This window comes from Rhodanobacter sp. IGA1.0 (genome assembly GCF_040208325.1).
Lineage (GTDB): Bacteria > Pseudomonadota > Gammaproteobacteria > Xanthomonadales > Rhodanobacteraceae > Rhodanobacter > Rhodanobacter spathiphylli.
This window is the reverse complement of sequence record NZ_CP157948.1, coordinates 2859459-2883202: the sequence shown is the minus strand read 5'-3', so window position 1 is coordinate 2883202 and position 23744 is coordinate 2859459. Positions and strand designations below refer to the sequence as shown.

The 23744-nt window shown below is 68.2% G+C and carries 19 protein-coding genes; 11 read left to right on the top strand and 8 right to left on the bottom strand.

Going from position 1 to position 23744, the window contains the following annotated elements; genetic code table 11:
* Positions 1 to 52 precede the first annotated feature (52 nt).
* Entirely contained in the window at positions 53 to 2092 is a 2040-nt protein-coding gene (gene fusA / locus ABNK63_RS13030) for an elongation factor G (RefSeq protein WP_350015865.1), read from the bottom strand.
* Between the two features lie 421 nt (positions 2093 to 2513).
* On the opposite strand from fusA, the gene ABNK63_RS13025 reads away from it, so the two are divergent.
* Entirely contained in the window at positions 2514 to 3398 is an 885-nt protein-coding gene (locus ABNK63_RS13025; protein ID WP_350015864.1) for a hypothetical protein, read from the top strand.
* A gap of 82 nt (positions 3399 to 3480) precedes the next feature.
* Positions 3481 to 5514: a hypothetical protein gene (locus ABNK63_RS13020; protein ID WP_350015863.1), complete on the top strand. Its 2034-nt coding sequence runs from the start codon at positions 3481 to 3483 to the stop codon at positions 5512 to 5514.
* Between the two features lie 1029 nt (positions 5515 to 6543).
* Here ABNK63_RS13020 and ABNK63_RS13015 read toward each other — a convergent pair.
* A complete protein-coding gene (locus ABNK63_RS13015) occupies positions 6544 to 7023 on the bottom strand; it encodes a transposase (RefSeq protein WP_350015862.1) in 480 nt (159 codons plus the stop codon).
* Positions 7024 to 7202: 179 nt separating this feature from the next.
* Here ABNK63_RS13015 and ABNK63_RS13010 point away from each other — a divergent pair, with 179 nt between their 5' ends.
* The 3 genes from ABNK63_RS13010 to ABNK63_RS13000 all read left to right on the top strand — a co-directional run bounded on the left by ABNK63_RS13010 (position 7203) and on the right by ABNK63_RS13000 (position 8415).
* Positions 7203 to 7646, top strand: a complete 444-nt coding sequence (locus ABNK63_RS13010) for a DUF2628 domain-containing protein (RefSeq protein ID WP_007805585.1) — start codon at positions 7203 to 7205, stop codon at positions 7644 to 7646.
* A gap of 71 nt (positions 7647 to 7717) precedes the next feature.
* Positions 7718 to 8026 carry a hypothetical protein gene (locus tag ABNK63_RS13005; RefSeq protein ID WP_007805588.1) on the top strand — a complete coding sequence of 103 codons (309 nt, stop codon included), beginning with the start codon at positions 7718 to 7720 and terminating at the stop codon, positions 8024 to 8026.
* Positions 8027 to 8166: 140 nt separating this feature from the next.
* Positions 8167 to 8415 (top strand): DUF1272 domain-containing protein, encoded by a 249-nt coding sequence (locus ABNK63_RS13000; RefSeq protein ID WP_007805590.1) that lies wholly within the window; start codon positions 8167 to 8169, stop codon positions 8413 to 8415.
* A 15-nt stretch (positions 8416 to 8430) separates the two neighbouring features.
* On the opposite strand, the gene ABNK63_RS12995 is transcribed toward ABNK63_RS13000, so the two are convergent.
* From ABNK63_RS12995 to ABNK63_RS12985, 3 genes are read right to left on the bottom strand one after another with little or no spacing between them, the layout of a single operon-like run.
* A complete protein-coding gene (locus ABNK63_RS12995; RefSeq protein ID WP_007805592.1) occupies positions 8431 to 10683 on the bottom strand; it encodes a molybdopterin cofactor-binding domain-containing protein in 2253 nt (750 codons plus the stop codon).
* The gene (locus tag ABNK63_RS12990) at positions 10680 to 11216 is read right to left on the bottom strand and encodes a (2Fe-2S)-binding protein (RefSeq protein WP_007805594.1); all 537 of its coding nucleotides are present in this window, start codon (positions 11214 to 11216) and stop codon (positions 10680 to 10682) included. The genes ABNK63_RS12995 and ABNK63_RS12990 overlap by 4 nt, the downstream gene beginning before the upstream one ends.
* A 51-nt stretch (positions 11217 to 11267) precedes the next feature.
* Entirely contained in the window at positions 11268 to 12596 is a 1329-nt protein-coding gene (locus ABNK63_RS12985; RefSeq protein WP_007805596.1) for an amino acid permease, read from the bottom strand.
* 268 nt (positions 12597 to 12864) lie between these two features.
* Here ABNK63_RS12985 and ABNK63_RS12980 point away from each other — a divergent pair, with 268 nt between their 5' ends.
* A complete protein-coding gene (locus tag ABNK63_RS12980; protein WP_007805598.1) occupies positions 12865 to 13449 on the top strand; it encodes an outer membrane beta-barrel protein in 585 nt (194 codons plus the stop codon).
* Positions 13450 to 13499: 50 nt separating this feature from the next.
* Here the strand turns inward: ABNK63_RS12980 and ABNK63_RS12975 are convergent, their stop codons facing one another.
* Positions 13500 to 14399 (bottom strand): PhzF family phenazine biosynthesis protein, encoded by a 900-nt coding sequence (locus ABNK63_RS12975; RefSeq protein ID WP_350015861.1) that lies wholly within the window; start codon positions 14397 to 14399, stop codon positions 13500 to 13502.
* A 173-nt stretch (positions 14400 to 14572) separates the two neighbouring features.
* On the opposite strand from ABNK63_RS12975, the gene ABNK63_RS12970 reads away from it, so the two are divergent.
* The 5 genes from ABNK63_RS12970 (at position 14573) to ABNK63_RS12950 (ending at position 22984) form a co-directional block, all read left to right on the top strand.
* Positions 14573 to 16090 carry a fumarate hydratase gene (locus tag ABNK63_RS12970; RefSeq protein ID WP_350015860.1) on the top strand — a complete coding sequence of 506 codons (1518 nt, stop codon included), beginning with the start codon at positions 14573 to 14575 and terminating at the stop codon, positions 16088 to 16090.
* Positions 16091 to 16514: 424 nt separating this feature from the next.
* Positions 16515 to 19073, top strand: coding sequence for a bifunctional aspartate kinase/diaminopimelate decarboxylase (locus ABNK63_RS12965; RefSeq protein ID WP_350017224.1), 2559 nt, complete (start codon positions 16515 to 16517; stop codon positions 19071 to 19073).
* 70 nt (positions 19074 to 19143) lie between these two features.
* On the top strand, positions 19144 to 20517 hold the full coding sequence (gene murL / locus ABNK63_RS12960; protein ID WP_350015859.1) for a UDP-N-acetyl-alpha-D-muramoyl-L-alanyl-L-glutamate epimerase: 1374 nt from the start codon (positions 19144 to 19146) through the stop codon (positions 20515 to 20517).
* Positions 20517 to 21890, top strand: a complete 1374-nt coding sequence (gene murD / locus ABNK63_RS12955) for a UDP-N-acetylmuramoyl-L-alanine--D-glutamate ligase (RefSeq protein ID WP_007805608.1) — start codon at positions 20517 to 20519, stop codon at positions 21888 to 21890. Before murL ends, murD begins: the two co-directional genes overlap by 1 nt.
* A gap of 155 nt (positions 21891 to 22045) precedes the next feature.
* The gene (locus tag ABNK63_RS12950; protein ID WP_007805609.1) at positions 22046 to 22984 is read left to right on the top strand and encodes an alpha/beta hydrolase; all 939 of its coding nucleotides are present in this window, start codon (positions 22046 to 22048) and stop codon (positions 22982 to 22984) included.
* Positions 22985 to 23030: 46 nt separating this feature from the next.
* Here the strand turns inward: ABNK63_RS12950 and ABNK63_RS12945 are convergent, their stop codons facing one another.
* Positions 23031 to 23459, bottom strand: coding sequence for a type II toxin-antitoxin system death-on-curing family toxin (locus ABNK63_RS12945; protein ID WP_350015858.1), 429 nt, complete (start codon positions 23457 to 23459; stop codon positions 23031 to 23033).
* A 10-nt stretch (positions 23460 to 23469) separates the two neighbouring features.
* Positions 23470 to 23691: an AbrB/MazE/SpoVT family DNA-binding domain-containing protein gene (locus ABNK63_RS12940; protein WP_007805611.1), complete on the bottom strand. Its 222-nt coding sequence runs from the start codon at positions 23689 to 23691 to the stop codon at positions 23470 to 23472.
* Between the last annotated feature and the right edge of the window lie 53 nt (positions 23692 to 23744).

Genomic DNA, 23744 nt, shown 5'->3' with positions numbered 1-23744 from the left:
ACCAGCATAGCGGCGCGCGATGAAGGCGGCGTGCGCGTGGCGCGTGGCGCCATCAGTCCTCCTCCGCGTGCGGTTTCCACGCTTCGCTGAGCTGCTTCTGCACGGTGGCCGGCACCGCCTCGTAGTGGCTGAGGTCGAGGCTGTAGCGGCCGCGGCCACCGGTCATCGATTTCAGTTCGGTGGGGTAGTCGGTCAGTTCGGCCAGCGGCGCCTGCGCCTTGATCACCAGCTCGCCGCCACGCTGGCTGTCGGTGCCCAGGATGCGGGCGCGCTTGCCGGCCAGGCCGCCGGTGACGTCGCCCACGTTGTGCTCGGGGATCGCCACCTCGATGTTGACGATCGGTTCCAGCACGGTGGGCCGCGCCTTCACCACAGCATCCAGGAACGCCTTCTTGCCGGCGCTGATGAAGGCCACTTCCTTGGAGTCCACCGCGTGGTACTTGCCGTCGTAGACGGTGACTCGTACGTCCTGCAGCGGATAGCCGGCCACGGCGCCGTGCTCCATCGCCTGGCGCACGCCTTTCTCGATCGCCGGCAGGAACTGGCCGGGGATCACGCCGCCCTTCACCGCGTCGACGAACTCGAAACCGGCGCCGCGTTCCATCGGCTCGACGCGCAGGAACACCTCGCCGAACTGGCCGGCGCCGCCGGTCTGCTTCTTGTGCCGGTGATGGCCTTCGGCGTGGCCGGCGATGGTTTCGCGATAGGCGATCCGCGGTGGATGCGAGTCGACCTCCACGCCGTAGCGCTCGCGCATGCGTTCCAGCATCACCTTCAGGTGCAGGTCGGACAGGCCGCGCACCACGGTCTCGTTGAGCTCCTTGTGATGCTCGACGCGAAAGCACGGGTCTTCTTCGGCCAGCCGTGCCAGCGCGTTGGAAAGCTTCTGCTCCTGGCCCTTGTGTTTCGGCTCCAGCGCCAGCCCGAACATCGGCGCGGGAAAGGCCAGCGGCGCCAGGCTGATCCGGTCCTCGTCGTGCGAGTCGTGCAGCACCGCGTCGAAATGGATCTCCTCCACCTTGGCCACCGCGGCGATGTCGCCGGGCACGGCGGCTTCGATCTCCACGTGGTTCTTGCCCTGCACCCGGAACAGGTGGCCGACCTTGAACGGCTTGCGGCCGTCGTCGACCAGCAACTGGCTGTCGCGACGCACGGTGCCCTGCCACACGCGGAACACGCCCAGCTTGCCCACGAACGGGTCGTTGACGATCTTGAACACGTCGGCTATCACGTGGGCCGACGGATCGGCGCTGACCGCCAGCGGCGTGCCGTCGTCGCGGGCGAACGGTGGCGGGTTGCCTTCGGCGGGATTGGGCAGCAGTCGCGCGGCGAGGTCGAGGAATTCGCGGATGCCCGCGCCGGTGCGGGCGCTGACGAAGCAGATCGGCACCAGGTGTCCTTCGCGCAGGCATTGCTCGAACGCATCGTGGAGCTGCTCCGGGGTGAGCGAGCCTTCGCCGGCATCGAGGTAGCGATCCATCACGCCTTCGTCGATCTCCACCACCTGGTCGAGGATGCGCTGGTGCGCCTCGGCCAGCGAAGAGAAGTCGGTGGCGCCGTCGGTGTGGAAGAAGCAGTCCAGCACGCGATTGCCGCGATTGGCGGGCAGGTTCACCGGCAGGCATTCGCTGCCGAACTCGTCGCGCAGCGCGTCGACCAGAGCGGGCAGGTTGGCACCGTCGAAGTCGATCTTGTTGATCACCAGCACGCGGGCCAGGCCGCGCGCTTTTGCATGCATCATCATCCGGCGCGTGCCGTACTCGATGCCGTTGATCGCGTTGACCACCACCGCCACGGTTTCCACCGCCGACAGCGAGGCCAGCGTGGCGCCGCGGAAGTCGGCGTAGCCGGCGGTGTCGATCAGGTTCACGTGGCAGTCGCCGTGATCGAGGTTCGCCACGCAGCTGTCGATGGAATGGGCGCGCGATTTCTCCTGGCTGTCGCTGTCGGACACCGTGTTGCCGCGCTCGACGCTGCCGGCGGACTGGATGGCGCCGCCGGCGACCAGCAGCGCCTCGAACAAGCTGGTCTTGCCCACGCCGGCGTGCCCGGCGAATGCGATGTTGCGGATGCTTTCCGTGGAATACGTCACGATGCGACCCTCCCATGACTGGGCGCGGATCGTGCCGGCATCAACCACGGCGCCGCACGAAGCCGCGCTGTAGCGGCTGACAATGGCGGGCCGTCATGGTCGTCCTCGAGTTCGCGGCAGGCGAAGTCAGCGGATCGGGCGGTCATGGCGGAGAGGCGGCGCAAGGCGCCGCCCGCCTAGACTTGAGCCGAGCGGCGTGCGGGTCAAGCTGCACTGCGGGGAACCGCCGCCGTCGCCGGGTGGTCTCAAGCGCCGTGGCGTCGCCATCCCGCCGGATGTGCGCCGCCATCCGGCCGGCCGGAATTCAGTTCCCGCTCGGCATGCTGCCCGCTCCCGCCACGTCCGAGGTTCCGTCATCGCCCGCTCGCCGCTCGCCCAACGCCCGCCGCCGGTACCCGCCGAGGAGTCGCCGGCGCCGCCGATGCACGAGGCGACCCCGCTTGCCCTGGCGGCCGGGCGTGGCCGCCGCTGGCACGAGCCACGGCGCGAACGCCGCCAGCACTGGCTGGCCCTGCTGCTCGCCGCGTTGCTGCACGGCGTGTTCGTGCTGGTGGTGTGGCAGCAGATGCGTCCCCGAATGATCGCCCCGACCACCAGCGCGCCCGCGCAGGAAGCGCTGCAGATCCGCTTCATCAGCAGCGCACCGGCGAGGGCGACGCCACCGGCCCCGGCGTTGCAGGCGCCGCCGCGTCCCCGCGTCCCGGCGGCGCCGCGCGAGCCCCCGCGAAAGAACGCCATGAGCCTGCAACTGCCCGCGCCGCCACCACCGCGCAGCACGGCACGGCTGTTCGATCAAAACGGCCAGCCCCTGTTGCCCGCCCCGGCAAGCAGCACCCCGGTGCCCGACTACGTGCAGCACCTGCCCCAGGGCGACCCGCGGATCATGCAGCACCGCAGTCCGGTCACCTACCAGGCCACGCGCTTCGACCAGGACTGGGGCAAGAGCAACGCCGTCGACAGCGCGCTGCAGAAGCTGGTGGACAAGACCACGGTGAAGAAGACCATCCGGCTTCCGCGCGGCGTGCGCATCCACTGCGCGATCTCGCTGGCGATGCTGGCGGGTGGTTGTGGCGGCGATCCACCGGCGAAACCTTCGGCGAAGGACGGTGACGTGCGCCTCAACATGGCGCCGGCGCGTTCGCTGGACGGGCAGGCGCATGCGCCGAAGCCACCCGACGAGCAGGCCTGCATCGACATGTATCGCGCCGGCAAGCCGCTGGCCTGGGGTTGCCCGGTGGACACGCCCGATCGTGCCGTGGATGCCGAGCTGCGCGAGCGGGCCGCGAAGGCAGCGCGCGGGCACTGAACCTGCGGCGGCATGCCCCTCGCGGCGGTCGATCCTCACGCCCGCCACCCGCAACCGGGGCGGCGCCCGCTACACTCATCCGATGCCCGCGCCACCGCCACACGCCACCTCCCGACGCGCCGCCAACCCCGCGCAGGTGATGCTGAACTCGCCACTGGCGGCGGCCACTCGTGCACGCGTGTATCACCAGCGCACGCGGCCACGGCCGCGCGAGCGCACCCTGCGCATCGTGGCGATGGCGGGCGCCGTGGTGGTGCATCTGTTCTTCCTGTTCGGCTTCGTGCTCGGCCCCGCGTTCCAGGTCGTGCTGCCGCCCGAGCCGAAGCAGGTGCTGTTGCAGGTGCGCTTGATCGAGCCGCCCGAACCGCCCCCGCCGCCCCCGGTGCGCGGCACGCCACCGAAAGAGCGGGGGCCACGCCACCAGGGTCGCGACCGGCGGCCGGCCCGGGTCAGCGAACGCAGCGCCAACGTCGAGGCGGTGGTGACGCCGGCGCCACCCGCGGCGGCCGCGCCGCCGGTGGTCGCCAGGGTGGCGAAGGTCAAGGCGCCCAAGCCGAAACCCGTGGCCGCGCCGCCGGCACCGGTGAGCCTGCCGCAACCGGCCCCGGCGCCCGATCTGCAACCCGTGCCGCTGGCCGGCGAGCCGCCCGTGATCAACCTGCCCACGCCGGTGGTGCAGCCGCCGGTACCGCCGAAGTTCCAGCCCGAGTCCGTGCGCAAGCCGCAACGGGAAGGCAATCGGCCGATGCCGCCACCGCCTTCGCTGGCGATGCCCGAAGTGCCGCCGCAGGCCGCGCCGCCGATCGCCATGCCGAGCATCGCGCTGGACACGAACGTGCCCAAATCCTTGGCGCCGGCCAGCGTCACCGTGATGCGCGCCGAGGTTCCCGCTGCGCCGCCGGTGCCCGCACTGCAGCCGGTGCCCCTGCCGGCGCAGGCCTCGCCCATCGTCAATCTGGACGCGCCGCTGAGCGCGCCCCGTCCCACGGTGTCCAACGAAAAGCCCCGGGTGCAGGCGCCGTCGATCGAGGTGGCCGAAGCCGAACTAGACGCGGTCCCGCTGGCGCCATCGGCACCGGCCGAGATCAAGCCGCAGGCGCCCAGCGAAAAGATCGAGGTGACCGACACGCCGCGTCAGACGCCCGTCCAGCCGTCCATCGAACTTCCCGAACTGAGCGCACCGCCCACGGTGACCCCGGCCGCCGCGCCTGTTCCCGACAACACGACGGCAAAAGCCGAATCGCCCCACTCCAGGGCCAGCGACGAAGCGCAACAGCCCGCGCCCACCCCGGCGGACCAGTCGCCGGGGCGCGACGTCAGCCGCGCGCCCGACGCCATCCCGCAAGGCAGCGACCTGGGTGATCCGGGTCGAGCCGATGCCGTCGTGCGCGAACCGGCAGCGGCCGACAGCAGCGCCGCCCCGTCGACGCAAGCGGCGAAGCAGCCGGGCAACGGCAAGCAGGTCGCCGCCGACCAGGCAGGCAAGGCACCGACTGCCAGCGACCAGGCTGGCAAGGCGCAGCCCGGCGGCAACCAGCCCGGCGCGCCGCAAGGCGTGCAGAAGGGCAGTGCGCAAGGCGAGCCGCAAACCGGCCTGGGCGAGTATGTGCAACTGAAGCCGCACGGCGACACCCAGATCATGAGCCACGGCCGCCCCGACATCGGCTACAAGCCGACCCGCTTCGAACAGGACTGGGCGCCCGAAGGCGAAAGTTCGATCGACACCGCGTTGCGGCGCGCGGCGGAGAAGACCCGGGTCACCCACACCTTCCATCTGCCACGCGGCATCCGCATCAAGTGCGCCGTGAATCCCCTGATACCGATCGCGCTGCTGGGCTGCGGCAACCCCGATCCGCCGGCGAAGCCGCTGGACCAGAAAATCTACGATCGCCTGAACCTGGCCCCGGCCAATCCCGTGGCCAAACCGGCAGTCGCCGCCAGCAGCCCATCGCCCGCGCCGATGATCAAGTTCGACAACAGCGCCGAATGCGCCGCCGCCCGCGTCGCCGGCAGTCCGCCGCCCCCCGGCTGCGAGGTCATCACGCTGCCGGTCAAACCCGCCGCGCCGGCCTCATCGTCCAGTTCGTGGGTGCCGGCGAGCGACCAGTTCCATTGAGCTTTCGTGGACTGCGGTGGCGCCTTGCTCCAAGGTCCGGAACGCGCCAGCGCGACCGCGTCTTTTTCAGGCGAGGGCTGTCTTCCGTTCCCCAGGATGAACCGGCGTATCCATCCGGTGTAATGGTTCCGATGCACAAGCTGCGGTGTCCGTGCGGCAAACGCCACCGAACTTCGTCCAGAAGGCAGGTAGACGCGTTACCGAACCAGCACCTGCTATCACCATCGATTGTGGGGGATAAGACATGGCGCCCCGATTTGTGGGATATGCACAGGGAAGAATTACCTGCGGAAGCGGGAGCCATCATCCGGCCAGTCCTGTCGCTCCTCAGGATCGCTCCTTGACCAAGCGCAGCCGAAAGCTGAACATCCATTGCATATGCCCCGATATGGGGTCTACTAAGCGTTATGCCAATGACTCAACATCGCCGCCCAATTTGGTTTGCCGTGCTGGCCACGCCATGGGTCGTACCCGTTGGGCTAGTTTTTACCTCGGTGCTAGTCGGTCTATTCACCAGAGGTCGCGGCGCACTGAGGGTGCCGGAGGGATCCTATTTCGTCTTCGTTTACATCTTGCCGGCAACCTACGCTGCGATGCTTGGCATCGGACTTCCATACTTACTATGGCTACGGGCGCATGGCGCGCTGACCTTTCTGCGTGTCTGCGTAGGGGCCATCGCTGCAGCCATCGTCGTGTCTCCCATTTTTGTCTGGGCTTGCTTTGGCTCAACTTCGCTTCAGATTGGCGACATTCTGATCCCCGCATTCTTCGGCCTGCTTTCAGGCATCGCCTTCTGCCTTGTCGCGGGCATAACATTTCGTCCAAGCGGACGCGCGAAAAAGCCGCGCGCCGCTTAACTCCAGCGTTGAGGCTGTAGAAAAAGTCCTTTCCGCCGGCGGATAGACGGCCAAATGGGCGGCCGAAGATATCGTCGCTTGCCGCGCTCCATCCTTGGTGGTTCTTCGCAGAGAGGTGTTCGCTTCCATTCGAGGCGCCTGATCGGCGCCACGATGCTTGTCTTGTGCCTTCTCAGGCCACCTTGCGGTAGTTCGCCGGCTTCTCGATGTTGTGCACCAGTGCGAACAGCTTCCACTGACCATCCACCTTGGATTGACCGCGCAGGGTGAATCGATGGAGCCGCTTGTTGTGGCGTACGTTGCCGAAGACCGGCTCGACGGTGGCGAAGCGCCGCCCGTATTGTTCGCGTCCCCACGCACTGTCGATGCGCTCGCGCATGCGCGCGCTGTGGGTGCGTTCGGCTTTGCGGGCAAGTACGGCCACTTGCCGCGAGCGTGTGGTCTGGGGTTTGCGTAAACACCTCGTGCGCAGCGGGCAGTCTTTGCAGGCTGCTTCCGGTGCGCGGAACTTGATCGCGGCATAGCCGCCGATGGTGCAGTCCTTGCCGTTGCGATGCAGCCGCTGCCCGGCTGCATTTCCGTAACCGGTCTTGTTGAGTCGGTTTCGCTGGCTCGGACCTCGGTATAGACCGCACCCAAAGACTTCATTCATTCATCGACGGTCCGGGAGCGGTACGAGTTTCGTCCGAAATGCCGGTCAGGTTCGCATAGGGTTTTTTCCCATGGGGCGGGCGCGCCCGATCGTGTAGTCTTTCGGCCGTTGCTTGTCCTGGCGAGCCTGCTACGACGCGGTTTGCCACTCCGGTTTCGGCATCCAGGGAAGGGGGTTTCATGAGCGATCCGTACAATACCTACGTTGACCACGTGCAGCCGGCGCGTCCGGTGGCGGCGGTGGCCGCTCCGGCGGCGAAGCCGGTGGACCTTGTCTCACGGCTGGACGTGTCCGATGCGTGGAAGCGCAAGTTCAGGCTGATCGAGAAGGCGGGTGGACCGGACTTGTCCGATGCGCGGAAATTGCAGTCCGGCGAACGGCGGGCCATCGGTTTCAATTTCCTCGCGTTCTTCTTCGGGCCGTTGTATTTCCTGGCCAAGGGGTTGTGGCGGCCGGCACTGATGTATTCCATTTTGGCCATTGCACTGGGCGTGCTGCTGCAGATGCTCAGCAAGGGCAGGCTCTCGCACGGAGTCGGTTACGGTTTTGCGGCCGTCTACGCCTTGCGCGCCGATCTTCTTTACTACCGCAAGGTGGTGCTGGGCGAGATGAGCTGGTTCTGAGCACTCAAGGGACAGGGCCGATCGCATGAGTCGCCGGGTCGGGACAGGTTCGGCGTTGCCGGGAGTTGGCCATGCATGAGCGACCCGCGGATTTCCAGCACCCGCTGCTGGCGCTGGCACTGCTGGTCGGCAATTTCCCCGCGTACATCTTCCTGGGCCGCCTCTTCTTCGGGAGCTGGCAGGACCTGGTCGACTGCGTGCGCGGTGTCGTCATCGTCAATCGCAGCCTCCGCCTGTGGTATCGGCCCGCGCAGCGGCCGCCGCCGGATCGGGAAGTGGATGGCTTGTACGCGGCGTTGAGGCTGCTGCTGTTCGTGCTGTTGTCGCTGGCCTGCGTCGGCGCGGAGTATCACGTTCTGGCATGGCTGCTGTACCGTTGACGACCGTCGTCCGAGACCCGGGGCGACGCCGTGCCTCCGCTCGAGCCGGCGACGATGCAGGGCGTTGGCAGGATGGACGGGCTGGCCTCGCCAGGTGACGATGATGGCCGCGCAGGCGATGTGCGGCAGGGGAGATTCCGATGCTGCAGATGCGACCGAACTGCGAGTGCTGCGACCGCGACCTGCCGGCCGAGGCCGAGGGCGCGATGATCTGTTCGTTCGAGTGCACGTTCTGCGCGCACTGCGTGGAGCAGGTGTTGCACGGCACCTGCCCGAACTGCGGCGGCGGCTTCAGCCCGCGGCCAACGCGGGCGGCGGCGCTGCTGGCGAAGTACCCGCCATCGACGGAGCGGGTGACCAGGCCGGATGGCTGCGCCAGCGCCGGCTGATCGGGACAGGCACCACTACAGCAGCCGCAGCAGCTCCTTCATCAACGGCAATCGCCGCACGCGTACCGCGCTGGCGCGGAACACCGCATTGGCGAGCGCGGGGGCGACCGTGGGCATGGCCAGGAAACTGGCGCCGGCGGGGTCACGCTCGTCGTCGACGGTGATCACCTCCACCTCGTTGGGCAGCTGCGCCATGCTGGCCAGCGGGTAATCCCTGAGGTCGTGCTGCTGCACCTGGCCACCCTTGATGGTGATGGCGGCATTCATGGCGATGGACAGCGCATCCAGCGTGGCTCCGGCGACCTGGCCCTGCAGGCCGGTGGGGTTGATCACGCGGCCCACGTCGACGGCGCAGACCACGCGCTGGATGGTGAGCTTGTCGCCCTGCATCGCCGCCTCGATCGCGTGCGCGACGTAGGCGCCGTCGACGTGCCAGCAGGCGATGCCCAGGCCGTTGACGGTGCGCAGCCAGTTCTTCCACTCGATGCGATCGGCGACCAGGCGCAGCACGTTGGCCAGGCGGCCGACGTCCAGCGTGCGACCGTTGTCCAGCGGCAGCTGGCGCGCTTCGCCGAGGATGCGCAGGCGCGTCTTCAGCGGGTCCTCGCGCATCTGGTGGGCGATTTCGTCGATGAAGCTTTCCACCGCGAACGCATTGCTCAGGTGCGGCATGCCGCGCATCGGGCCGCGGGGAGTGGCCGATTCCAGCGCGTACCAGTCGCTGCGATAGTTCGGCACCAGCGGGGCGGGGAACTGGTCGGCCTGCAGTTCGGACGTCCACAGGTGATCCTGCGGCACGCCGCGTCCGGTCAGTGCGGAGGCGCTGGCCATGCGCTGGTTCCACGCCAGCAGCTGGCGCTTGCGATCGATGATGGCGCCCAGCTGGTGCACGCTGCCGCTGCGGTAGTAGTCGTTGCGCAGGTCCTGTTCGCGCGACCACAGCAGGCGCACCGGCTTGTTGATCGCCTTGGCCAGCATCACCGCCTCGGCCACGTAGTCGTGATCGAGCCGGCGGCCATAGCCGCCGCCCACGCGCGGCACGCGGATGTCGATCTTGTCCGCGGCCAGGCCGGTCAGGCGCTGCACCACGGCCGAGGCTGCCTGCGGCGCCTGGGTGGGCACCACCAGGCTGGCGCGATCCTTGTCCAGCCGCACCAGGCAGTTCGTCGTCTCGGCGGTGGCGTGCGCCAGCCACGGCTGGAAGTAGGTCGCCTCCAGGCGGCGCGCGGCCTTCTTGCCGGCGGCGTCGACATCACCGATGTTGCGCACGCGGGTGGTGGGCGCGCTCTTGCCGCCGAGCAGGGCGAGCGCCTGCTGTTCCAGCGCACTGCTGCTGGCGTCGCCGCTGGCACCGGGCTTCCATTCGAGCTTGAGCCGGGCCTGGCCTTGCAGCGCGGCCCAGGTGTTTTCGGCGAGCACGGCCACGGCCGGGGCGATCACGGTGCTGCCCGCCGGTTGTCCGCGCTCGGGGCGCAGCTGCACCACTTTCAGCACGCCGTCGACGGCCAGCGCGTCGGTGGTGTCGATCCGTGCCAGCTTGCCGTCGGGCCAGGGGCAATGCGAGAGCACGGCGACCACGGCGTCGCCGTAGAAGTGGTCGATCGCGTAGCGGGTCTGCCCGGTGACGATGGCGCGCGCGTCGACGTCGCCGACGCCGTGGCCGATCAGCCGGTAATCGGCGGGGTTCTTCAGCGGCGGCAAGGTGGTGGGCAGGGCGATCTTGCTGGCGTCGGCAGCCAGGCTGCCGTAGCTGAAGCGGCGACCGTCCGGCGCGATGACCATGCCGTTCTCGCTGCGCAGGCGGCTGGCGGCCAGGCCCAGCCGGCGCGCGGCGGCCTGCAGCAGCAGCCAGCGCGCCACCGCACCGGCCTGGCGCAGGTCGCGCCAAGCGGCAGGGATCGAGGTGCCGGTGCCGCCGACCTGGTGGCCGTAGCTCCACACCGGCTTGCCGTTCCGGCTGTCGACGCCGAGGCCGAGCGCGACCACCCGCACGTTGTTCCAGTCGACGTCGAGTTCGTCGGCGATGATGCGCGGCAGCGAGGTGGCCACGCCGGTGCCGGTGTCCGGATCGCGCGCGCCGATCAGCACGCTGCCGTCCTCGTCGATGCGCACGTACGGTCCGAGCCCGTGGATGTTGTCGCCCAGCAGTGCCGGCGGCAGCGGTGCGTCGGCCGCTTCGGCGAAGCGGATGCCGACCAGCAGCGAGCCCGCGGTGCCGGCGAGCACCTGCAGGAAGCGGCGGCGCGAAAGTCGGATGCCCTGGCTCATCGCGGGCCCGCCTTGCCGGCGGCGGCGCGCTTGATCGCGCGGCGCACGCGGGTCTGGCAGCCGCAGCGGCACAGGTTGGGCAACTGGTCGATGTCGTCGTCGCCCGGATGCGGCTTGCGGCGCAGCAGATCGACGCCGGCGATCAGCCAGCCCGGCGTGCAGTAGCCGCAGCCGATCGCGTCCTCGTCGATGAAGGCCTGTTGCAGCGGATGCAGGCTGCCATCATTGGCGGCCAGCCCTTCCACGGTGACCACCGCCTTGCCGGCCAGCCTGGCCAGTGGCTGGGCGATCGCGGAGACGGCCTTGCCGTCCAGCAGCACCAGGTCGGCGCCGCTGCCGCCGTGCCCGCCGGCGTACTTGGTGCCGGTCAGCCGCAACACGTCGCGCAAGTACCACAGCAGCGGCATCTGCGGATCACCGGTGTGGCGGTAGTGCTCGCCATTGATCAGCAGGTCGATGCCGTCGCGAATCTTTTCCGGAACGATGCCGCTTTCCGGAGGGGGCGGCAGGACCTGGGCTTGCACGGGCGCCATCCATCATCTCCTTGAGGTCGATTCGCACATTGTGGCATTGCCGCCGCCCGCTTAGGGCAGTGGATGGCTGAACAGGCGCCGCCAGACGAAGTAGACCGGCACGCCCGCCAGCATGACCAGCAGCACGATGGCCGAGCTGCGCGGGTTGTCGAGCAGGGTGGCGACGACCACCGCCACCACTGCGGCGACGAACAGCAGCGGCAGCCACGGATAGCCCGGCACGCGGAAGCCGCCTGCCGCATCGTCATGGCGGCGATACCAGAACAGGGTGGCCACGCCCAGCGCGCAGGCCAGCCAGTCGCCGAAGGTGGCGTAGTCGAGCAGCTGGCCGTAGCTGAACGCCAGCGCCAGCAAGACCGCCCAGCCCGACAGCAGCAGCAGCGCGGTGTTCGGCGTGCGCCAGCGAGGATGCAGGCGGGCCACGGCGCGGAAGAACAGGCCGTCCTCGCCCATCACCTGCAGCACGCGCGCGCCGGCGACCAGGGTGATGTTGCAGAAGCCGAGGGTGGAGATCGCCACGCCCAGCGCGATCAGCCTGGCGCCGATCGGCCCGGCCACCTGCTGCATCACGTCGGCGGCGGGCGCGTTGCTGGCCGCCAGGCCGGCGTGGCCGAGCACGGCGAGATAGGCCACGTTGACCAGCACGTAGGCGACGATCACCAGGCCCATGCCCAGCGCCAGCGCACGCGGCAAGGTGCGCTGCGGCTCGCGCACTTCGCCCGCGAGGTTGTTGAGATAGGTGAAGCCCGAGTACGCGAACAGCACCGGCAGCGCCGCACCGATGAAGCCCACGCCGCGACGCGCAGGGTCCGCGGCCAGCACCTGCTGGTGGCCGGCGCCGGCGAAGAACAGCCCGCAAGCCACCAGCACCGCCACCGCCAGCAGCTTGAGCAGGGCGAACAGGTTCTGGATCTGCGCGCCAAGGCGGATACCGAACAGGTTGATGCCGGTGACGAAGACCAGCGCGCCGATCGTCAACGGCAGCGACCACGCCGCCGACAGGCCGAACAGCGGGGCGGCATAGCTGGCGAAGATCGTCGCTACCGCGGCGGAGGAGCCGGAGTAGATCACCAGCAGCATCGTCCAGCCGAACAGGAAACCGGCCAGCGGCCCGAACGCCTCGCGCAGGTAGACATAGGTGCCGCCGGCATGCGGCCGGCGGGCGCCCAGTTCGGCGTAGCACAGCGCACCCAGCAGGGTGAGCAAGCCCGCGGCCACCCACATCAGCAACAGCCACAAGCCGGACTCGGTGCGCTGCGCCACCACGCCGGGGGTAAGGAAGATGCCGCCGCCGATGACGCCGCCGACCACGATCAGGGCGGCGTCCCAGGGACGCAGGCTGCGCAGGTAGGAGCCCGTGGACGGCGGAGGAGATGACATTCGATGGACTCTGCAGGGGTGGCGCGACAGCATGGCGTCGCGCCGGCGATCGGGCAAGCCGGGCCCGGTTTGCAGCTCGCCGTGCACACCGCAACGGTGGTGGTGCGTCGGAATCTCGTGGCGTGTGAGGGGGCCGCGCGTCGACGCAAAAACTGCGTTGTCTCGCAATTTCATGCGGCTCTTGGTTCCGTCTCCCGCTTCACCCAGAATGCCGCGCCCGCATGCATGTGGCAGCGGGCATGGCAGCAGTATCCAAACAGGGAATCGTATGAACAAAGTCATCAGGATGGCCGCCTTCGCGTTGGCGTTGGGCACCGTGTCGACCGGCGCGTTTGCCGCCGATACGGGCGCGTTCTTCATCAACGCCAATGTCGGCCAGTCGCACTTCCACGACAGCGGCTTCGACGACCGTACCGACACCACCACCGCGGCGCGCGTCGGATATGCGTGGCATATGGGCGACGCCAGCGATCTTGGCGTCGAAGCTGGCTACGTCAACCTGGGCCAGGCGAGCGGGTCGTTGATCGTCAACTTCAACACCGTCAACCTCAAGACCAAGCTGACCGGGCCGTTGCTTGGCGCCAACTTCAAGTACACCTTCAACAACAAGATCTACCTGTCCGCACGCGCGGGCTGGTTCCGTTCGAAGTTCGACGCGAACGTGACCACTCTCGGCTCGGACAGTTTCAGTGGCGATGGGGCCTACAGTGGCGTCGGCGTCGGTTACGACGTCACGCCGCACTTCAGTCTGGGCGTGAACTTCGACGAGTACCACAGCCGTGCCACGGTGTATGGCACCAAGGCCAAGGAAGCCGTCAGCTCGCTGTCGGGATTTGCCGAATATCGTTTCTGAGTCTCGCGCAACCGGTGCAGGAGAACGGCCGCCCCGGGCGGCCGTTTTCTTCATGCGTGACCGGTCGGCTCATCAAGCCTCAGTTCACCGCGTACGCCGATCACGCAGGCGCCACCGATGGTGACCGCGCCGCTGGCTGCGTCGCGGGCCACCTCGACGATGCCGTCGCGACCCACTTCGCGGCCCTGGCTGGCGCGATAGTCCAGGCCGTAGCCGTCGCGATCGCCGCGCGCGGCCAGCCAGGCCATGATCGCCGCGTTGGCGCTGCCGGTGACCGGGTCTTCCGGAATGCCGTCGGCCGGGCAGAACGCGCGCACGGCCATCGCCGCATCGCCGGAACGCTCGCGGCCGAACACACCGACGCCGACGGCGTGCTGCCGCGTGCAGATTTCCGCCAGGGCGCCCATGTCCGGCTTCAGTGCCCGGACGGTTGCCGCCTCGCCCAGCTGGCACAGCAGCCAGTGCGGACCGTTGTCGACGAGCACCACCTCATCCCCGGCAAGTTCCACCTGCAGCGCGGACGCCAGTTGCGCGCGCCGTGCATCGTCGAGCGCGTGCATCCGCGCCGGCGGCGCCTGCACGTGGATGATTCGCGTCGGTCCCTGGCCGATCACCTGCACCGGCAGCAGGCCGGCGGCGCACTCCTGGATCAGCGCCGTCTTGCCGGCGTCGACCAGGCCGGCCTCGATCGCCGCATACGCGCTGCCCACGCTGGGGTGGCCGGCAAACGGCAGCTCCTGCCGCGGGGTGAAGATGCGCACGCGGTAATCCGCCTGCGGCGTGCTCGGCGGCAGCAGGAAGGTGGTCTCCGAAAGATTGGTCCAGCGCGCGATGCGCTGCATGGCCTGGCCATCCAGCCCTACCGCCCCGATCACCACGGCCAGCGGGTTGCCGTCGAACAGGCGGCTGGCGAAGACGTCCAGCTGCAGGAAGCGGAAGGTGTCGGGCATGGTCGGTGGCGACGGGTGACGGGGAGGGGTTCGATGATAGCGGCAAGCCGGGATGTCACCCTTCCGCTGCGGCGGACTGCGGGCGCCGCAGCGATTTGCGGCACAATAAGAGGGTTGTGCGCCCCGGACAGCAGTCTGCGGCGCCTCGCCCCCTCGACATCAAAGCTGCCGCCATGACCTCCATCAAGCAAGAAGACCTGATCCAGTCCGTCGCCGACGCGTTGCAGTACATCAGCTACTACCACCCGGTCGACTACATCAAGAGCCTCGCCGCCGCCTACGAGCGCGAGGAATCGCCCGCCGCGAAGGACGCGATGGCGCAGATCCTGATCAACTCGCGGATGGCCGCCGAAGGCCATCGCCCGCTGTGCCAGGACACCGGCATCGTCACCGTGTTCCTGAAAGTCGGCATGAACGTGCGCTGGGACGACGCCAGCATGTCGCTGGAGGACATGGCCAACGAAGGCGTGCGCCGTGCGTACATGGACCCGGACAACAAGCTGCGCGCCAGCGTGCTGGCCGATCCGGCCGGCAAGCGCATCAACACGAAGGACAACACGCCGTCGGTGGTGAACATGTCGATCGTGCCGGGCGACACGGTCGAGGTGATCGTGGCAGCCAAGGGCGGCGGCTCGGAAGCGAAGTCGAAGTTCGCGATGCTCAACCCGTCCGACTCGATCGTCGACTGGGTGCTGAAGACCGTGCCCACGATGGGCGCCGGCTGGTGCCCGCCGGGCATGCTCGGCATCGGCATCGGCGGCACCGCCGAGAAGGCGATGCTGATGGCGAAGGAATCGCTGATGGAGTCGATCGACATCCAGGAACTGATCGCCCGCGGCCCGGCCAACCGTTGCGAGGAATTGCGCATCGAGCTGTACGAGAAGGTCAATGCGCTGGGCATCGGCGCCCAGGGCCTGGGCGGCCTGACCACCGTGCTCGACGTCAAGGTGAAGGATTTCCCCACCCACGCGGCAAACCTGCCGGTGGCCATGATCCCGAACTGCGCCGCGACCCGCCACGCGCACTTCGTGCTGGACGGCAGCGGTCCGGTGATGCTCGATCCGCCGTCGCTGGAAGACTGGCCCAAGCTCACCTACGACACCTCGAAGGGCCGCCGGGTGAACCTCGACACCGTCACCCGCGAGGAAGTGGCCAGCTGGAAACCGGGCGAAACCCTGCTGCTCAACGGCAAGCTGCTCACCGGCCGCGATGCCGCGCACAAGCGCATGGTTGAGATGTTGAACAAGGGCGAGCCGCTGCCGGTCGATTTCAAGGGCCGCTTCATCTACTACGTGGGCCCGGTCGATCCCGTGCGCGAAGAAGTGGTCGGCCCCGCCGGCCCCACCACCGCCACGCGGATGGACAAGTTCACCGAACAGGTGCTGGCGCAGACGGGTTTGCTCGGCATGGTCGGCAAGGCCGAGCGCGGCCCGGCCGCGATCGAGGCGATCAAGAAGCACCAGTCGGTGTATCTGATGGCCGTCGGCGGCGCCGCGTACCTGGTGTCCAAGGCGATCAAGGCTTCGCGCGTGGTCGGCTTCGCCGATCTGGGCATGGAGGCGATCTATGAATTCACCGTCGAGGACATGCCGGTGACCGTGGCCGTCGATTCCGGCGGCACCTCGGTGCACCAGACCGGCCCGCGCGAGTGGCAGGCCAGGATCGGAAAGATCCCCGTCTTTGTTCAATAAACAAGTGCGCGAAGCGCACACCATCGCCTCCTCCCCTCCCAGGGGAGGATTGAGGTGGGGTAGCTCAGGGTCATCGAAAAGCTCAAAAGCACCCACCCCAGCCCTCCCCTGCGAGCAGGGGAGGGAGCAAGTGCGCCACGTTTCCGGCAACAGCCCCCAAAAAGCCCCGACCTCGCCCCATAAAAGCTTTCCGGACCATCCAGTCTTCATCCGGCCACCCCCTCCGGGCCGCCTGCCTCGCACACGCCAACCCCGACAAGTCATCATCATTCAGACGTCCAAACGTCCAAATGACCGCATCGAAAAACCATTTGCAATTCCGATGCGGCAGCGCAACACTGGCCGGATGTCCCACCGCCCATAGCGAACACCCGTGACCTCGCCAACTTCCGCGCCCCTGCCTGCCCACGCCCCCTGGATCGTGATGAAGTTCGGCGGCACCAGCGTGGCGAGCTTGCCGCGCTGGCAGAACATCCGCGAGCTGGTGGCCAGTCGGCGCGCCGAGGGCGCTCGGGTACTGGTGGTGGTTTCCGCGCTGTCCGGCATCACCGATGCGCTGAAGCAGTTGTGCCGGCACGCCGATCGCGCCGAGCGCAACGAGGCGGCGAAGGCCATCGTGCAGCGTCATTACGAACTGCTCGAACACATGCAGCTGGCCCTGCCGGGGACACTCAACGAGCGCCTGGGCGACCTGGTCCGGCTGGCCGACGACAGCGGCAGCTTGGGCGAACTGGCCTGGCAGGCCCAGGTGCAGGCGCACGGCGAGCTGATGTCCAGTGCATTGGGTGCCGCCTTCCTCAGTCATAGCGGCGTGACCACGCAATGGCTGGATGCGCGCGAATGCCTGTCGGCCGTGGCGCTGCCGAACCAGAACGAGCGCACCCGGCTGCTGTCGGCCATGGTCGAGGCGAAACCCGATCCCGCGCTGAACGCGCGGCTGGCCGCGCTGGGCGAGGTGTTCATCACCCAGGGCTTCATCGCCCGTGAAAGCCAGGGGCGCACGGTGCTGCTCGGTCGCGGCGGCTCGGATACTTCGGCCGCCTATTTCGGCGCGTTGCTGAAGGCGCAGCGGGTGGAGATCTGGACTGACGTGGCCGGCATGTTCACCGCCAACCCGCGCCAGGTGCCCGGGGCCCGCCTGCTGCAGCGGCTGGATTACGAGGAGGCCCAGGAAATCGCCTCGACCGGAGCCAAGGTGCTGCATCCGCGCTGCCTGTCGCCACTGCGCGAGCCGCGCGTGCCGCTGCTGATCAAGGACACCAACCGGCCCGAGCTCGAGGGCACCGTGATCGGTCCCGAGGTGCGCGCGCACGCGCCCAGCGTCAAGGCGATCAGCGCGCGCAAGGGCATCACCCTGGTGTCGATGGAATCGGTCGGGATGTGGCAACAGGTCGGTTTCCTTGCCGACGTGTTCGCCCACTTCAAGCAGCACGGTCTGTCGGTGGACCTGATCGGTTCGGCCGAAACCAATGTCACCGTGTCGCTGGACCCCACCGAGAACCTGCTCGATTCCGACGCGATCGCGGCGCTGGCCTCGGACCTGGCCAAGGTGTGCCGGGTCAAGGTGATTGCGCCGTGCGCCGCGATCACCCTGGTCGGCCGCGGCATGCGCTCGCTGCTGCATACCTTGTCCGGCGTGCTGGCGGAGTTCGGCCAGCTGCGCGTGCACATGATTTCGCAGTCGTCGAACAACCTGAATCTCACCTTCGTGGTGGACGAGGAGGTGGTGGATCTGTTGCTGCCGCACCTGCACGACCTGTTGATCGGCGCCGGGGCCTTGCGCACCGACGACAGCGCGTTGTTCGGTCCCAGCTGGCAGGCGCTGTACGGCAGCGGCGAAGTGCCGGACGTGGCCGCCGCGTGGTGGCACGAGGCCGAGCGCGATCGCCTGCTGCAGATCGCCGCCGAAGCCACGCCCCGTTACGTCTACCACCTGCCCACCGTGCGCCATCAGGCGCGCGAGCTGAAGTCGCTGGCTGCGGTCGATCGCCTGCATTACGCGGTGAAGGCGAATACCCATCCTGCCATCCTCGCTGCGCTGGCCGAGGAAGGTTTCGGTTTCGAATGCGTGTCGCCGGGCGAGCTGAAGTTCGTGCTGGCCCATGTGCCCGAATCCGCGCCGCTGCTGTTCACGCCGAACTTCGCGCCGCGCGAAGACTACGCCTGGGCGCTGACCACGCGCGCCACGGTGTCGCTCGACGCGCTGTATCCGCTGGAGCACTGGGGCGAACTGTTCCGTGGCCGCGAGATCGTGCTGCGGGTGGATCTGGGTCGCGGCCTGGGCCACCACGAAAAAGTGCGCACCGGTGGCAGCGGCAGCAAGTTCGGCCTGCCGGTCGATCAGCTGGACGACTTCCTGCGTCTGGCCGACGCGCACGGCGTCACGGTGCGCGGCCTGCATGCGCACCTGGGCTCGGGCATCCTCGACGACACGCACTGGGGCGAGGTCTATGCCCAGCTGGCCAGCCTGGCCGAACGCATCGGCAGCGTCAGCTTCATCGACATCGGCGGCGGACTTGGCGTGCCGTCGCATCCGGGCGAGGCGCGGCTGGACATCGCCGCGCTCGATCGGGTGCTGCGCGAGGTCAAGGCCGCGTATCCGCATTACCAGCTGTGGATGGAGCCGGGCCGTTACCTGGTAGCCGACGCCGGCGTGCTGCTGGCGAAGGTCACCCAGCAGAAGGGCAAGGGCGCGTTGCGTTACCTGGGCCTGGACACCGGCATGAACAGCCTGATACGCCCTGCGCTGTACGACGCCTGGCACGAGATCGTCAACCTGACCCGCCTGCACGAACCGGCCACCGCGCTGTACCAGATCGTCGGCCCGATCTGCGAAAGCGGCGACGTGCTGGGCAGCGACCGTCGCCTGCCCGAAGCGGCCGAGGGCGACGTGATGCTGATCGCCCAGGCCGGCGCCTACGGCAAGGTGATGTCCAGCCCGTACAACATGCGCGACGAGGCCGAGGAAATCATCCTCGAATGATGCTTCTGCCTGCGCGGATGAAACTGCGGCGATAATGGGCGACCGCTTGGAGAACGATGTGCAACCAACCATGCAGCCCCGCCTGACCCAGGTGTTCCGGTTCACCCGTGCCAGCTACGCCGATGGCGTGGCCGAGCTGGGCTATGCGTTCGATGATGGTCAGGAACTGGTCGAGACGATCCGCTTTCCGCAGGCGCCGGCGCTGCCGGCGGAGCGGCGCGCGGCATTCGCTGCGGCGCTGAAACTGCTGCACCTGATCGCCGGGGTCAGCTATTACAAGGCCGGCGTGCCGCCGAAGATCGAGCTGGCCGATGGTCCGCTGGATGACGCCACCGCCGACCTGCTCGACGCGCTGTACCTGCACGGCCTGGCCGAGTTCGCCTATCGCAACGGGCTGGACCTGCGCGGGCGCATAAGTTTTCCGCGAAGCGCAACATCTCCCTCTCCCCTGGGGGGAGAGGGGCGGGGTGAGGGGGCGGGTCTACCCAAGGCTCCATCACTCAACCTGCCCCGGCGCACCCTGGTGCCGATCGGCGGCGGCAAGGATTCGCTGGTCGCGGTGGAGGCGATCAAGTCCATCGGCGGCGAGGCGACCGCCGTGTGGGTCGGCAATTCGGCATTGATCGCGGCCTGCGCCGAGCGCACCGGCCTGCCCACGCTGAACATCCAGCGCGAACTGGCGCCAGGGCTGTTCGAGATGAACCAGCTGGGCGCGTGGAACGGACATATCCCGGTGACCGCGGTGAACTCGGCGATCCTCGCCGTCGCCGCGATCCTGTATGGCTACGACTCCATCGCCTTCGCCAACGAACGTTCCGCCTCGGCCGCCACGCTGGAATATGACGGCCAGCAGGTGAACCACCAGTGGAGCAAGGGCTACGCCTTTGAGCAGCTGCTGGGCAGCTGGCTGCACACGCACGTGGCCAGCGATCTCGATTACTGCTCGCTGCTGCGGCCGTATTCGGAGTTGGCGATCACCCGCGCGTTCGCGAAACTGACGCCGTACTTCGACGCGTTCTCCAGCTGCAATCGCAACTTCAGGTTGCTCGGGCCCAAGCCCGTCGACCGCTGGTGCGGGCAGTGCCCGAAGTGTCACTTCGTGTTCCTGGCGCTGGCGCCGTTCCTGCCCAAGCCGCGGCTGCTTTCCATCTTCGGCCGCAACCTGCTGGACGATGAAAACCAGGCCGCCGGGTTCGACGCGCTGCTGGAATACCAGGACCACAAGCCGTTCGAATGCGTGGGCGAGGGCGCCGAGGCGCGCGCCGCGATGTTCGCGCTGAGCCAGCGGCCGGAGTGGCAGGAAGATGCGCTGGTGACGCGCTTCCGCAGCGAGATCCTGCCGCAGCTGGATGCCTCGCAGCTGGCGCTGGAGCCCTGGCTGGAACCGTCGCCGGAGCACCGCGTGCCGGCACGTCTGCGGCCGGCACTGAAGACGATCGGCTGATGCGTTTCGCCGATCTGGAAGGCCGCCGCGTGGCGGTATGGGGTTTCGGCCGTGAAGGCCGTGCCGCGATCCACGCCCTGCGCCAGCGTTGTCCGCAGCTGTCGCTGGTGCTGTTTTGCAGTGCCGGCGAGGTCGACGCGGCGCGCGCTTTCGATGGCGCGCTCGAGGTGGTTGCCGGCGAACCGGATGCCGCGACACTGGCGCAGTTCGACGTGGTGGTGAAGTCGCCCGGCGTGTCGGCGTACAAGCCCGCGTTGCTCGCGGCGCAGGCGCGGGGCACGGCGGTCGCTTCGGGCACCGCGCTGTGGTTCGGCGAGAACCCCGACGCCCGCGTGATCGCCGTCACCGGCACCAAGGGCAAGAGCACCACCAGCGCGATGATCGCGCACCTGGCGCGGAGCTTGAGCGTGCGCACCGCGCTGGCCGGCAATATCGGCCTGCCGCTGCTGGAACTGCTCGACCAGCGCGCGGAGTTGTGGGTGATCGAGTTGTCCAGCTTCCAGACCGGCGAAGCCGGGCCCGTGGAGCTGGGCGTGGTCACCAGCCTGTACGAAGAACACCTGGACTGGCACGGCTCGCGCGAGCGCTACGTGGCGGACAAGCTGAAGCTGGGGGACGTGTCCGGCCAGCTGCTGGTGAATGCCTTGCAGCCGAACCTGCTGGCGCTCACCGGCACGCATCCGCAGCGCCTGCAGTTCGGCCAGGCCGACGGCTGGCACGTTGCAGGCGAGGTCATCTGCCGCGGTACGCAGCAGGTTTTCCCGGTGGCGCAGCTGGCCGCGCCCGGCCTGCACAACGCCTTGAATGCCTGCGCCGCGCTGGCCGCGCTGGAGGCGATCGGCCTGGACGCGCTGGCTGCCGCGCCGTCACTGGCACGCTTCCGACCGCTGCCGCATCGCCTGCAGCCGCTGGGCGAACACGATGGCTGGCACTGGGTCAACGACTCGATCAGCACCACGCCGCTGGCCACGCTGGCCGCGTTGGAAAGCCTGCACGGCCGCACGGTGACCGTGCTGGTCGGCGGTCACGACCGCGGGCTGGACTGGACGCCGTTCGTCGAGGCGATGCGCAACGCACCGGCGCACGCGATCGTCTGCATGGGCAGCAACGGCGCGCGCATCGCCGAAGCCTTGCGCGCGGCAGGCGTCGCCTGCCCGCTGGCCCTGGTCGACAACCTGGCCGCGGCGGTCGCCGAGGCCCGGGCCTGCACTCCCGCCGCGGGCGTGATCCTGCTTTCACCGGGTGCGCCCAGCTTCGATCAGTTCAAGGATTATGCGGAGCGCGGGCGGCGGTTCAGCGCGTTGGCCGGTTTCGATTCGGCCGGGATCGCCAGCATCGACGGGCTGGGTATCGAGGGAATGCAGCGCGGCTGAATCCCTGCACGGGTTGTGTCGCGACGCGTCCCGGGAAAGTCATGAAACCTGCCGCCGCCGGGCCGATGACTCGCCCAGAATAGGCACGCTGCGCTCCCGCAGATTTCCCGCCCTGTAGATCCCGCCTGGCCATGCGCCAGCAAGGAAGACTCGCCATGAAAGCTTTCATCGCCGCGCTCGGGTTGCTGGCGCTTTGCGCCAGCGTGCAGGCGAAGACACCGGTGTGGCAGCCTGCTGCCGGACACACGCAGGTTCCGATATGGCCGGGCGCGGCGCCGGATCTGCAGCCGGTGCCCGGGCCGGAAACGGCGAAGGTCAGCGAGAAGCTGCTGGCGGGCAAGCCGGCGACGGCGGTCACCAATGTCACGCAGCCCACCATGACGGTGTACGCGCCCACGGGGAAGAACACCGGCGCGGCGGTGATCGTGATTCCCGGCGGCGGCTTCCAGATCCTTGCCATCGACCTTGAAGGCACCGAGACCTGCGACTGGCTGACATCGCGAGGCATCACCTGCGTGCTGCTGAAGTATCGCGTGCCGAGCCTGCCTTACGACTGGAAGTGCGACTGCCGTCCGCACAATTTCGCCTTGTCGGTGTCCTCCTTGCAGGACGTGCAGCGGACGATGCGGCTGGTGCGTTCGCAAGCCGCCGCACTGCACGTCGATCCGCACCGGATCGGCGTGCTGGGCTACTCGGCTGGCGGTTTCCTGGTGGCGGAGATCAGCACGAACTTCGATCGCCATCTGTATGCGCCGGTGGATGCGGCCGACCGGGAAAGCGCGCGACCGGATTTCGCCATGCCGATCTATCCCGGGCACCTGACCCGGGGTGACGGCAAGTTGAACCCGAACATTCCGGTTTCAGCCACGACGCCGCCGACGTTCCTGCTGCAGGCGGAGGACGACTACGTGGATGGGGTGGATCAGGCGCTGGTCTATTACACCGCACTGGCAAAGGCGAAGGTGCCGGCGGAAATGCACCTGTATGCGCATGGTGGCCATGCCTTCGGCTTGCGTCCCACCGCGAACCCGATCACCGGCTGGTCGAAGCTGGCCGAAGCATGGCTGCACACGATCGGCATGGTGCAGGACTGAGCATGGGTGAACGCAGATGCCCGGCCCTAGTGTGGTGCAGGCGGATTCAGCGCGCGTAGCGTGCCGGCGCCTCGTTGAGGCTTGAACCGGCGTCGAGCCTGATGTGCTGGCGCAACCATGCGGCGAACTCGGCTTCAGGCAGGCTGCCTTCGGCGAGGGCGACCATGTGGACGTATTTTTCCTCGTCGCTGGCGACAAGGTCGGCACCGTTGAGTGTGAGGAAGACGCGATAGCAGACGTGCGCCGTGCGTTTGTTGCCATCGACGAAGGGGTGGTTGCGCGCCAGGCCGAAGGCGAGGCGGGCGGCCAGGTCGGCAAGATCAGGCGGCGGATCGCCGTAGGCGTGCGCTTGTTGCGGGCGGGCCAGCGCCGAGTCCAGCAGGTGATCGTCGCGCACGCCGATGCCGCCGCCATGTTCGGCCAACTGCCGCTCGTGGATAGCGATGGCGAGCGGTCGTTCGATCCAGATGATCATGTTCATCCGCCTATTGCGCCAGTTTGCGCAGGACGTTTCGGTCCTTGCGCATCACTTCCTCGGCCACTTCCATCTGCCTGGCCAGGTTCGGATCGTAGGTGGTTAGGCGGATGCCGTCGGGGGTTTCCAGGGCGAACAGCTCGTCGCCCTTTTCCAGGCGCAGACGGGCCAGCAGTTCACGCGGCAGGATGACGCCGGCGGAGTTGCCGATGGTGGTGATCTTGAGCTTCATGGCGGGTTCCACTGATTGTTATAACGCATGTTATACCGCCTGCAGCGGCCTCA

Bases quoted from the DNA above. Each gene is read 5' to 3' on its own strand.
- ABNK63_RS13025 (WP_350015864.1), top strand. From the start codon at position 2,514: ATGCACGAGGCGACCCCGCTTGCCCTGGCGGCCGGGCGTGGCCGCCGC.
- ABNK63_RS13020 (WP_350015863.1), top strand. From the start codon at position 3,481: ATGCCCGCGCCACCGCCACACGCCACCTCCCGACGCGCCGCCAACCCC.
- ABNK63_RS13015 (WP_350015862.1), bottom strand. From the start codon at position 7,023: ATGAATGAAGTCTTTGGGTGCGGTCTATACCGAGGTCCGAGCCAGCGA.
- ABNK63_RS13010 (WP_007805585.1), top strand. From the start codon at position 7,203: ATGAGCGATCCGTACAATACCTACGTTGACCACGTGCAGCCGGCGCGT.
- ABNK63_RS13005 (WP_007805588.1), top strand. From the start codon at position 7,718: ATGCATGAGCGACCCGCGGATTTCCAGCACCCGCTGCTGGCGCTGGCA.
- ABNK63_RS13000 (WP_007805590.1), top strand. From the start codon at position 8,167: ATGCTGCAGATGCGACCGAACTGCGAGTGCTGCGACCGCGACCTGCCG.
- ABNK63_RS12995 (WP_007805592.1), bottom strand. From the start codon at position 10,683: ATGAGCCAGGGCATCCGACTTTCGCGCCGCCGCTTCCTGCAGGTGCTC.
- ABNK63_RS12990 (WP_007805594.1), bottom strand. From the start codon at position 11,216: ATGGCGCCCGTGCAAGCCCAGGTCCTGCCGCCCCCTCCGGAAAGCGGC.
- ABNK63_RS12985 (WP_007805596.1), bottom strand. From the start codon at position 12,596: ATGTCATCTCCTCCGCCGTCCACGGGCTCCTACCTGCGCAGCCTGCGT.
- ABNK63_RS12980 (WP_007805598.1), top strand. From the start codon at position 12,865: ATGAACAAAGTCATCAGGATGGCCGCCTTCGCGTTGGCGTTGGGCACC.
- ABNK63_RS12975 (WP_350015861.1), bottom strand. From the start codon at position 14,399: ATGCCCGACACCTTCCGCTTCCTGCAGCTGGACGTCTTCGCCAGCCGC.
- ABNK63_RS12970 (WP_350015860.1), top strand. From the start codon at position 14,573: ATGACCTCCATCAAGCAAGAAGACCTGATCCAGTCCGTCGCCGACGCG.
- ABNK63_RS12965 (WP_350017224.1), top strand. From the start codon at position 16,515: ATGAAGTTCGGCGGCACCAGCGTGGCGAGCTTGCCGCGCTGGCAGAAC.
- murL (WP_350015859.1), top strand. From the start codon at position 19,144: ATGCAGCCCCGCCTGACCCAGGTGTTCCGGTTCACCCGTGCCAGCTAC.
- murD (WP_007805608.1), top strand. From the start codon at position 20,517: ATGCGTTTCGCCGATCTGGAAGGCCGCCGCGTGGCGGTATGGGGTTTC.
- ABNK63_RS12950 (WP_007805609.1), top strand. From the start codon at position 22,046: ATGAAAGCTTTCATCGCCGCGCTCGGGTTGCTGGCGCTTTGCGCCAGC.
- ABNK63_RS12945 (WP_350015858.1), bottom strand. From the start codon at position 23,459: ATGATCATCTGGATCGAACGACCGCTCGCCATCGCTATCCACGAGCGG.
- ABNK63_RS12940 (WP_007805611.1), bottom strand. From the start codon at position 23,691: ATGAAGCTCAAGATCACCACCATCGGCAACTCCGCCGGCGTCATCCTG.